The organism is Paenilisteria rustica (assembly GCF_013820765.1).
Taxonomy (GTDB): domain Bacteria; phylum Bacillota; class Bacilli; order Lactobacillales; family Listeriaceae; genus Listeria_A; species Listeria_A rustica.
In genome coordinates this window covers 59,945-69,374 of the sequence record NZ_JABJVM010000018.1, presented here as the reverse complement: position 1 = coordinate 69,374, position 9,430 = coordinate 59,945, and the positions used below count along the sequence as shown (strand labels likewise).

Here is a 9,430-nt window from a genome sequence, read left to right as displayed (position 1 = left end):
GAATCCTGTCTTCCCGACCATTAAAAATATCCCATCTCTTATTATGAAGGGGCCTTAGCTCAGCTGGGAGAGCGCCTGCTTTGCACGCAGGAGGTCAGCGGTTCGATCCCGCTAGGCTCCACCAACTTTTTTTGAATAAAAGGTACGTCTATATATTATATTGGCGGTGTAGCTCAGATGGCTAGAGCATTCGGTTCATACCCGAAAGGTCGTGGGTTCGACTCCCTCCGCCGCTACCTTTTAATTCTGGACCTTTAGCTCAGTTGGTTAGAGCAGACGGCTCATAACCGTCCGGTCGCAGGTTCGAGTCCTGCAAGGTCCACCTATCACTATTTTTTATTATATCATGGAGGAATACCCAAGTTTGGCTGAAGGGATCGGTCTTGAAAACCGACAGGCGGGTAAGACCGCGCGGGGGTTCGAATCCCTCTTCCTCCTTTTTCTTCTTAGTGATTTGTGGATAAAATAATATTATTGTCGCGGGGTGGAGCAGTCTGGTAGCTCGTCGGGCTCATAACCCGAAGGTCGCAGGTTCAAATCCTGTCCCCGCAATTAGTGGTTCCGTGGTGTAGGGGTTAACATGCCTGCCTGTCACGCAGGAGATCGCGGGTTCAAATCCCGTCGGGACCGCTTTACTTATGGCTTGGTAGCTCAGTTGGTAGAGCACTTGATTGAAGCTCAAGGTGTCGGCAGTTCGATTCTGTCCCAAGCCACCTTAATAGTAATCTTTATCTTAAGCCGGCTTAGCTCAGTTGGTAGAGCAACTGATTTGTAATCAGTAGGTCGCGAGTTCGACTCTTGCAGCCGGCACCATATTAGCGATAGCGGCGGCTATGGCGAAGTGGTTAACGCACCTGATTGTGGTTCAGGCATGCGTGGGTTCGATTCCCACTAGCCGCCTTTTTAATTTTGGATGATGCGGGTGTAGTTTAGTGGTAAAACTACAGCCTTCCAAGCTGTTGTCGTGGGTTCGATTCCCATCACCCGCTCTTTATTTTTATTGTGGGCCTATAGCTCAGCTGGTTAGAGCGCACGCCTGATAAGCGTGAGGTCGATGGTTCGAGTCCATTTAGGCCCACCATATTATTCCACAGTAGCTCAGTTGGTAGAGCAATCGGCTGTTAACCGATCGGTCGCAAGTTCGAGTCTTGCCTGTGGAGCTTGTAAGTGTTTATATTGGGGAAGTACTCAAGTGGCTGAAGAGGTGCCCCTGCTAAGGGTATAGGTCGTTAACGCGGCGCGAGGGTTCAAATCCCTCCTTCTCCGCCAGTATAAAAGATGCGAAATTTAGATTAATAATGAGGCCCGTTGGTCAAGCGGTTAAGACACCGCCCTTTCACGGCGGTATCACGGGTTCGATTCCCGTACGGGTCATCGCTGATTATAGAGAACAATGTCATTTATATGGCATTGTTCTTTTTAATGCAAAAAATGCATAGGAGGATAGGTATGAAAAGCAATAGATTTAAATTTTGGATTTTGACAGTGGTTGTTGCTATATCTGGTCTATCACAAGGCTTGCTATTGCCGTTAATCTCTATTATATTTGAAGGCAACGGGATTTCTTCAGGAGTGAATGGATTTCATGCCACGGGGATATATATAGGTGTCTTATTAGTATCGCCATTTATTGAAGCACCATTACATCGTTTTGGATACAAACCTATTATCATTGTCGGTGGTGGTATTGTAGCACTTGCTTTATTACTATTTCCGCTATGGTTTAACCTATATTTTTGGTTTATTTTGCGATTATTGGTTGGTGTGGGGGATCATATGTTGCATTTTTCTTCGCAGACTTGGATTGGTGCAATGAGCCATCCTTCAAAGCGTGGACGTAATATGGCTATCTATGGGCTGTTTTTCTCATTGGGTTTTGCTGTTGGACCCCAGCTTGTAAATTTGATGGAGATTAATGTGAACTTGCCGTTCTTTATATCAGGGATTATGGTTCTTATTGCTTGGGGACTTGTCTGGTTTCTTAGGAATGAATTTGTTGCTGAAAGTGCGGTTATACGTGAAATATCGTTTTTTGGAAGTTTGAAGCGTTTTTCGGATGTATTTAGGCTTGCTTGGATTTCGATGATTCCTCCTTTTGTATATGGCATACTAGAGACTGCGCTTAATGCTACTTTTCCGATTGTGGGGCTTCGGGATGGGATTCCGCAAGCGATGGTCGTGACAATTATTTCTTCCTTTTCTGTAGGGACGATTTTATTTCAGGTTCCGATTGGTATTTTGAGCGATAGGATTGGTAGGGCGAAAGTTTTGCCAATTTTTGTTGGAGTAGGGGCCATTGTGTTTTTTGTGACGGCCTTTGTTTCTAATAGTATTTTATTGATTGTGATGTTTTTTATTTTGGGGATTTTTCTGGGATCGATGTATTCGCTTGGATTATCTTATATGACGGATTTGACGCCACTGGAACTTTTACCTGCGGGGAATATTTTAGTGGGAATGAGCTTTAGTTTGGGGAGTATTATTGGGCCATCTGCAACAGGAATTATGATTGGATTGTTTGGTAATGATGTGTTTTATTTTGTGATTACTGGGCTTCTGATTGCAGCGTTTTTAGCCTTATTTTTTGGGAATGCTCGAAAAAGTTCGACAATGGTGTGATTTTTTAGTTGACAGGAATTTCGTGGGATGGTAATATAAGTTCAATACATCGGAACTGGATGTAATTAATTTCATATAATAACTCTTATTGTGAGTGGTAGAGGGACTGGCCCTGTGAAACCCGGCAACCTTTCAGTTTTTGAAAAGGTGCTAAATCCTGCGAAGTGTGATGCTTCGAAAGATAAGAGAGTGAATACGTGTCTGCAAAATTCGGATATTCGTAGCCTCTCTGGTCTTGACTGGAGAGGCTTTTTATATGAAAAAAATAATGAGGGAATGGTGATGTGAAATGGCGAAAGTTCAAAGTTCAAATTTAGGGTATCCGCGTTTAGGTGAGAAACGGGAATGGAAGAAGGCGCTTGAGAATTATTGGAATCATAAGATTTCTGAAGAGCAATTACTTTCTGAAACTAAAGAATTGCGTTTACAAGCTTTGAAGAAACAGCAGGACAAAGGAATTGATTTGATTCCTGTCGGGGACTTTTCTTTTTATGATCACATTTTAGATACGAGTATTACGTTTGGGATTGTGCCAAAACGATTTAATTATGAGGCTGGGAAAGTGGATCTTGATACATATTTCGAGGTTGCGCGGGGGAATGATGGTGCGGTTGCTTCGGAGATGACGAAGTGGTTTAATACGAATTATCATTATATTGTGCCGGAACTTGTGGATGCGAAGCCACAATTGACGGAAAATCGGGCGTTGTTTTATTATGAGGAAGCAAAACGAGAACTAGGGATTGATGGTAAGCCAGTGCTTGTTGGACCGATTACTTACTTGAAATTGGCGAAGGGGAATGATGATTTTAAAGGGTTGTTAAGTCAGTTAGTTCCGCTTTATGGTCAGGTTTTGAAGGAGTTGGAAGCTGCTGGGGCAAAATGGGTGCAAATCGATGAGCCTTACTTGGCTACTAGTTTTGATAAGGAGGAATTAGCGGTTTTTGAGGCGGTTTATGCTTCGTTTAAGGCAGTTGTTCCTAGTTTGAAGATTGAATTGCAAACCTATTTCGAAAGTCTCGACTATTTTGAAGAGGTTATGAAGTTACCGGTAGACGCGATTGGTGTGGATTTTGTGCATGACCATGGGGAATCGATTGAAGCGCTTGAGAAATTTGGATTTCCTGAGGATAAAATTTTGGCGGCTGGGGTGATTGATGGTCGGAATGTGTGGCGTGCAGATTTGGATGCGAAATTGGAATTGCTTGAGCGAATTGCAAAAGTGGTGCCGAAAGATCGCTTGATTGTGCAGCCTTCAAGTTCCTTATTGCATGTGCCGGTGACGAAAGCGAGTGAGCCAGATTTGGATGAGGTATTGCTTGGTGGATTATCGTTTGCGGATGAGAAATTAGTGGAATTAGTGGCACTGACAAAGGCATTGAATGGTGGGGATGTGACGGCGGAATTTGCGGATGCGAAAACGGCTTTAACGGCGATTAATGGATCGCACCACCGAAATAATGCGGAGGTTCAGGAAGCGATTCGCAATTTGGAAAATGTGGAAGTGAAGCGTGAGTTACCTTTTGCAGAGCGGATTAAGTTGCAACACGCGTGGTTGCAGTTGCCGTTATTGCCAACGACGACGATTGGTAGTTTTCCGCAGTCGCCTGAGGTTCGGAAAAAACGTTCGGACTGGTTGAAAAAAGTGATTACGGACGCGGAATATGAGAAATTTATTGAGACGGAGACGGAGCGCTGGATTCGGATTCAAGAGGATTTGGACTTGGATGTGTTGGTGCATGGTGAGTTTGAAAGAACGGATATGGTCGAGTATTTTGGTCAGAAGTTGGATGGTTTCCAAGCGACGAAATTTGGTTGGGTGCAGTCTTATGGATCGCGCGCGGTGCGTCCGCCATTGGTTTACGGGGATGTGGCGTTTACGGAGGCTATTACGGTGAAGGAAAGTGTTTATGCGCAGTCGCTAACGGATCGTCCTGTGAAAGGGATGTTGACGGCGCCGGTGACGATTATCAACTGGTCGTTTGTGCGTGATGATGTGCCGGATTATGTAGTTGCTAATCAAGTTGGTTTGGCGCTACGTAAAGAGGTGGAGGCGCTTGAGGAGGCTGGAATTCGCGTGATTCAGGTCGATGAACCGGCGCTACGTGAAGGGTTGCCATTGAAGCGTTCAAGATGGCAGAAATACTTGGATGATGCGGTTTATTCGTTTAAGTTGACGACGACTTCGGTTAAAAATGATACGCAGATTCATACGCATATGTGTTATGCGGAGTTTGAGGATATTATCGATACGATTAGCGCGCTGGATGCGGATGTTATCTCGATTGAGACGTCTCGCAGTCATGGTGAAATTATTGAAACGTTTGAGAAGGTTGGGTATGATAAGGAAATCGGATTGGGTGTATATGATATTCATAGTCCGCGTGTTCCGACGACCGGTGAGATTCAAGAAAATATCCGCCGAGCGTTAAAAGTGATTGATGCGCGCCAATTCTGGGTGAATCCGGATTGTGGTTTAAAAACGCGTAAAGAGAAGGAAACGATTGAGGCGCTTCGCGATATGGTGAATGCGACGAAAGAGATTCGTGAAGAGTATAAAGTGATAAAATAATAGAAAATTTGGCGCTAGGAACGGCATGATGTTGCTACTCCTGGCGCTTTTTAAATTGATGGAGGGGATTGGAATGACAAAGTTAAAAAAAGAAACGATTGTAGCGCAAATTGGAAATCGGAAAAGTGGAGCGACTGGTGCTGTGAACATGCCGATTTATTTGTCGACTGCATACCGTCATGAAGATCTGGGTGTTTCGACAGGGTATGATTATACGAGAACGGGGAATCCAACGCGGGAGGTTCTAGAGGAGGCGCTTGCGACATTGGAAAATGGAACGGCTGGTTTTGCGACGAGTTCGGGTATGAGTGCGATTCAGCTTATTTTCACATTGTTTGCGAGTGGCGATCATATTATTTCTTCACGGGATTTATATGGTGGTACATATCGTTATTTTGAATTGATTGCGAAGAAGTATAAAATTGATTTTTCTTATTGGGAAACGACGGATATTGCTGATTTGGAAGCTTTATTGACACCTGCGACGAAAGCTGTGTTTATTGAGACGCCGACAAATCCTTTGATGGTGGAGACGGATCTTGCGGCAGTTGTAGCTTTTGCGAAAAAGCATGATTTGCTAGTGATTGTGGATAACACGTTTTTGACGCCGATTTTGCAGCAACCGCTGGATTTGGGTGCGGATATTGTTTTTCATAGTGCGACGAAGTATCTTGGTGGGCATAATGATGTGCTGGCGGGTGCGGTGATTGTGAAGGATGAGGAATTGGCTGTGCAATTGCGTGATTTCCATAATTCGATTGGGGCGGTGCTTTCGCCGTTTGATAGTTGGTTGTTGATGCGTGGATTAAAGACGCTTGTTCTGCGGGTGGAACAACATCAGAAAAATGCTCGAAAAGTGGCGGGATTTTTAGAGGGACACGCGGCTGTGACGAAGGTGCTGTATCCTGGAAAGGGCGGCATGGTGAGTTTCTTGATTAAGGATGCTGCGCTTGTTTCGCCGTTGTTGCGGAGTTTGGAGTTGTTTACGTTTGCGGAAAGTTTGGGTGGCGTGGAGAGTTTAATTACGTATCCGGTGACGCAGACTCATGCAGATGTGCCGCGCGAGCTTCGGGAATCTTATGGGCTGACGGATGAGTTGTTGCGAATTTCGGTTGGGATTGAAAATAGCGATGATTTAATTGCGGATTTGGATCAGGCTTTTGCGGCTGTTTTGAAAGAGGGGGTGGGCGTGCATGAGTGAGGAGTTTTCTTTTAATACGAAGGTTGTGCATGCGAGTCTTGGGATTGATGAGGCGACGGGTGCGCTCAATACACCGCTTCATTTGTCTTCGACGTTTCATCAGCCAGATTTTGATAATTATCATGAATTTGATTATGCGAGGTCGGGAAATCCGACGCGTCAGGCTGTGGAAGATGCAATTGCAAAATTGGAAAATGGGACGCACGGTTTTGCGTTTGCGACTGGGATGGCGGCCATTTCTGCGGCATTGTTGACGTTGTCGCAAGAGGATCATTTTATTATTTCTGGTGATGTGTATGGTGGAACGTTTCGGTTGACGGAGCAAATTTTGCCGAGGTTTGGGATTACGCATACGTTTGTGGATATGGGTGATTTGGATGCGGTGGCAGCGGCTTTTCAGGAGAATACGAAGTTGGTTTATGTGGAGACGCCGTCGAATCCATTGATGCGTGTGACGGATATTGCGGCGGTGGCGCGGCTTGCGAAGGAGCATGATTGTTATACGTTTGTGGATAATACGTTTTTGACGCCGGCTTTGCAACGACCGCTTGATTTGGGTGCGGATCTGGTCGTGCATAGTGCGACGAAATTTATCGGTGGGCATAGTGATATTTTGGCGGGGCTTGTGGTGACGAATAATGAGGAGCTTGCAAAACAGGTTTACTTTATGCAAAATTCGACGGGTGGCGTGCTCGGCGTTCAGGATTGCTGGTTGTTATTGCGCGGGCTTAAGACGCTTGCTGTGCGGATGAATGTAGGTACGGATTCAGCGCGAAAACTAGCGGAATTTTTGCAAGCAGATGATCGGGTGAAAGAGGTTTTTTATCCTGGGCTTGCTAGCCATCCGGATTATGATATTCAGCAAAAACAGGCGGATTCGGCGGGCGCGGTTTTGTCATTTGACCTCGGTAGTGAAGAGGCAGCGCGGCAGTTTGTGAATCATGCGAAATTGCCGGTGTTTTCGGTGAGTTTGGGCGCGGTTGAGAGTATTTTATCGTACCCAGCGCGGATGTCGCATGCGGCGATTCCTGAGGGAGAACGGTTGAAGCTAGGCATTACGCCAGGATTATTACGCTTTTCCGCGGGGCTTGAGGATATTGCGGATGTTATCGCGGACTTCGAACAAGCGCTTGCTTATACAGTGGAAAGGAGTGCTCGTTGATGAATTTACGCCGCGATTTAAGTGAGAAAGTTTTAATTGCTGATGGTGCAATGGGTACGCTGCTTTATTCTTATGGGGTTGACCGTTCCTTTGAAGAGTTGAATTTATCACATCCAGATGATATCGTTGCGATCCATCGGGCTTATATCGAGGCTGGGGCGGATATTATTCAAACCAATACGTATAGCGCGAACTATATTAAGTTATCGCGATATGGTTTACAAGATGACATAAAAAAAATTAACCAGGCGGCTGTGCGGCATGCAAAAGAGGCGGCGCGTGGGACTGGTGTGTATATTTTTGGTACGATTGGCGGGATTAATGGGGCGAATGATGCCCGAATTGCGGCGCCGAGTTTGGAAGAGATTAAGCGTAGTTTTAGGGAGCAATTATATTGTTTGTTGCTTGAAGGCGTGGATGCGATTTTGCTTGAGACGTATTATGATCTTGACGAACTGAAAACGGTGTTAAAAATTACACGGGAAACGACGGATTTACCGATTGTGGCGAATGTGTCGATGCATGAACCAGGACTTTTGCAAAGTGGGCAGACACTGGCTTCGGCGTTGCAGGAATTGGCGGATTTGGGAGCGGATGTTGTTGGCGCGAATTGTCGACTTGGTCCATATCATATGTCCAAAGCGCTTGAGAGTGTGCCATTACTGGAAAATGCTTATTTGGCAGCGTATCCGAATGCTAGTTTACCTCAGATGGATGAGGGAAAAGTCATTTATCAGACGGAAACGGATTATTTTGAGCAGTATGGTGAGATTTTCAGGCAGGAAGGTGTGCGTTTGATTGGTGGTTGTTGTGGAACGACGCCGGATCATATTCGGGCGCTGCGAAGAGGCTTGAAATCGATAAAACCGGTGACGTCAAAAGTGGTTCATCCGATTTTGGAATTGGCGGAGTTAGATGCTGCGGAGGACGCGGGTGTGCGGCTTACGGATAAAGTGAAGGAGCAGTATACGGTGTTGGTGGAGCTTGATCCGCCGCGGACATTTGATACGGCGAAATTTTTCGAAGGAGCACAGGAACTGGATGCGGCAGGCGTGGATGCGATTACGATTTCGGATAATTCGCTTGCGACGCCACGGATTAGTAACATGGCGCTGGCGGCGATTTTGAAGCAGGAGTATGATATTCGGCCGCTCATTCATTTGACGACGCGGGATCATAATTTGATCGGGATGCACTCGCATATCATGGGCTTTCACAAGTTGGGGATTCAGGATGTGCTGGCTGTGACGGGAGATCCGAGTAAAGTTGGCGATTTTCCGGGCGCGTCATCGGTGTTTGATTTAAGATCGGTGGAACTTGTGCAGTTGATTAAGAAGTTCAATGATGGGATTTCTTATACTGGGAAATCGTTGAAGGAGAAGGCGCGATTCCAAGTGGCGGCCGCGTTTAATCCAAATGTATTGAAGCTGGACAAGGCAGTGCGTTTGATTGAGCGTAAAGTGGAATATGGTGCTGATTATATTATCACGCAACCGATTTATGATACGGAAAAAGCGGTGCAGCTGAAAGAGGCGTTAGTTGAAGCTGGGATTACGGTTCCTGTTTTTGTGGGTGTGATGCCATTACTTTCGAGTCGAAATGCGGAGTTTCTCCACAATGAGGTTCCAGGTATTCGTTTGACGGATGAGGTGAGAGAAAGAATGCGAGAAGCGGATAAGAGTGGAACTGGGCGCGAGGAAGGAATGGCGATTGCGAAGGAAATTCTCGACGCGATTTGTGAGCATTTTAATGGTGTTTATATTATTACACCATTTTTGCATTATGATTTATCGATTGAATTGACGAAGTATGTGCAGAGCAAGGAGCAAGTTATTGAAATTAGTTCGCAAAATTAAAAAGAACCAGCAGACCATCG

The 9,430-nt window shown here is 45.5% G+C and carries 5 protein-coding genes, 14 tRNA genes and 1 riboswitch; all 19 genes read left to right on the top strand.

Annotated features, from left to right (window positions below; genetic code table 11):
* The first annotated feature begins 48 nt into the window (after positions 1 to 48).
* The 19 genes from HPK16_RS14065 (at position 49) to HPK16_RS13975 (ending at position 9,410) form a co-directional block, all read left to right on the top strand.
* A tRNA-Ala gene (locus tag HPK16_RS14065) sits at positions 49 to 124 on the top strand.
* Positions 125 to 162: 38 nt separating this feature from the next.
* A tRNA-Met gene (locus HPK16_RS14060) sits at positions 163 to 236 on the top strand.
* A gap of 12 nt (positions 237 to 248) precedes the next feature.
* Positions 249 to 322 (top strand) — tRNA-Ile (locus tag HPK16_RS14055).
* Between the two features lie 26 nt (positions 323 to 348).
* Positions 349 to 438: transfer RNA gene (locus HPK16_RS14050), tRNA-Ser, on the top strand.
* 40 nt (positions 439 to 478) lie between these two features.
* Positions 479 to 552, top strand: a tRNA-Met gene (locus tag HPK16_RS14045).
* Positions 553 to 557: 5 nt separating this feature from the next.
* Positions 558 to 630 (top strand) — tRNA-Asp (locus tag HPK16_RS14040).
* 10 nt (positions 631 to 640) lie between these two features.
* Positions 641 to 713, top strand: a tRNA-Phe gene (locus HPK16_RS14035).
* Between the two features lie 24 nt (positions 714 to 737).
* A tRNA-Thr gene (locus HPK16_RS14030) sits at positions 738 to 813 on the top strand.
* Between the two features lie 14 nt (positions 814 to 827).
* A tRNA-His gene (locus HPK16_RS14025) sits at positions 828 to 900 on the top strand.
* Between the two features lie 18 nt (positions 901 to 918).
* Positions 919 to 989: transfer RNA gene (locus HPK16_RS14020), tRNA-Gly, on the top strand.
* A gap of 15 nt (positions 990 to 1,004) precedes the next feature.
* Positions 1,005 to 1,081: transfer RNA gene (locus HPK16_RS14015), tRNA-Ile, on the top strand.
* Positions 1,082 to 1,087: 6 nt separating this feature from the next.
* Positions 1,088 to 1,160 (top strand) — tRNA-Asn (locus HPK16_RS14010).
* An 18-nt stretch (positions 1,161 to 1,178) separates the two neighbouring features.
* A tRNA-Ser gene (locus HPK16_RS14005) sits at positions 1,179 to 1,269 on the top strand.
* Between the two features lie 33 nt (positions 1,270 to 1,302).
* Positions 1,303 to 1,374: transfer RNA gene (locus HPK16_RS14000), tRNA-Glu, on the top strand.
* A gap of 75 nt (positions 1,375 to 1,449) precedes the next feature.
* On the top strand, positions 1,450 to 2,619 hold the full coding sequence (locus HPK16_RS13995; protein ID WP_181677549.1) for an MFS transporter: 1,170 nt from the start codon (positions 1,450 to 1,452) through the stop codon (positions 2,617 to 2,619).
* 82 nt (positions 2,620 to 2,701) lie between these two features.
* Positions 2,702 to 2,807: riboswitch (SAM riboswitch) on the top strand.
* 101 nt (positions 2,808 to 2,908) lie between these two features.
* Complete coding sequence (gene metE / locus HPK16_RS13990) at positions 2,909 to 5,191, top strand: 5-methyltetrahydropteroyltriglutamate--homocysteine S-methyltransferase (protein ID WP_181677548.1); 2,283 nt, start codon at positions 2,909 to 2,911, stop codon at positions 5,189 to 5,191.
* Positions 5,192 to 5,264: 73 nt separating this feature from the next.
* Positions 5,265 to 6,392 (top strand): aminotransferase class I/II-fold pyridoxal phosphate-dependent enzyme, encoded by a 1,128-nt coding sequence (locus HPK16_RS13985; protein WP_181677547.1) that lies wholly within the window; start codon positions 5,265 to 5,267, stop codon positions 6,390 to 6,392.
* Positions 6,385 to 7,554 (top strand): cystathionine beta-lyase, encoded by a 1,170-nt coding sequence (metC, locus tag HPK16_RS13980; RefSeq protein ID WP_181677546.1) that lies wholly within the window; start codon positions 6,385 to 6,387, stop codon positions 7,552 to 7,554. Before HPK16_RS13985 ends, metC begins: the two co-directional genes overlap by 8 nt.
* Positions 7,554 to 9,410, top strand: coding sequence for a bifunctional homocysteine S-methyltransferase/methylenetetrahydrofolate reductase (locus HPK16_RS13975; RefSeq protein WP_181677545.1), 1,857 nt, complete (start codon positions 7,554 to 7,556; stop codon positions 9,408 to 9,410). Before metC ends, HPK16_RS13975 begins: the two co-directional genes overlap by 1 nt.
* The last annotated feature ends 20 nt before the right edge of the window (positions 9,411 to 9,430 follow it).

Excerpts from the sequence above, each read along its gene's own strand:
- HPK16_RS13975 (WP_181677545.1), top strand. The coding sequence starts at position 7,554 with ATGAATTTACGCCGCGATTTAAGTGAGAAAGTTTTAATTGCTGATGGT.
- HPK16_RS13995 (WP_181677549.1), top strand. The coding sequence starts at position 1,450 with ATGAAAAGCAATAGATTTAAATTTTGGATTTTGACAGTGGTTGTTGCT.
- metC (WP_181677546.1), top strand. The coding sequence starts at position 6,385 with ATGAGTGAGGAGTTTTCTTTTAATACGAAGGTTGTGCATGCGAGTCTT.
- HPK16_RS13985 (WP_181677547.1), top strand. The coding sequence starts at position 5,265 with ATGACAAAGTTAAAAAAAGAAACGATTGTAGCGCAAATTGGAAATCGG.
- metE (WP_181677548.1), top strand. The coding sequence starts at position 2,909 with ATGGCGAAAGTTCAAAGTTCAAATTTAGGGTATCCGCGTTTAGGTGAG.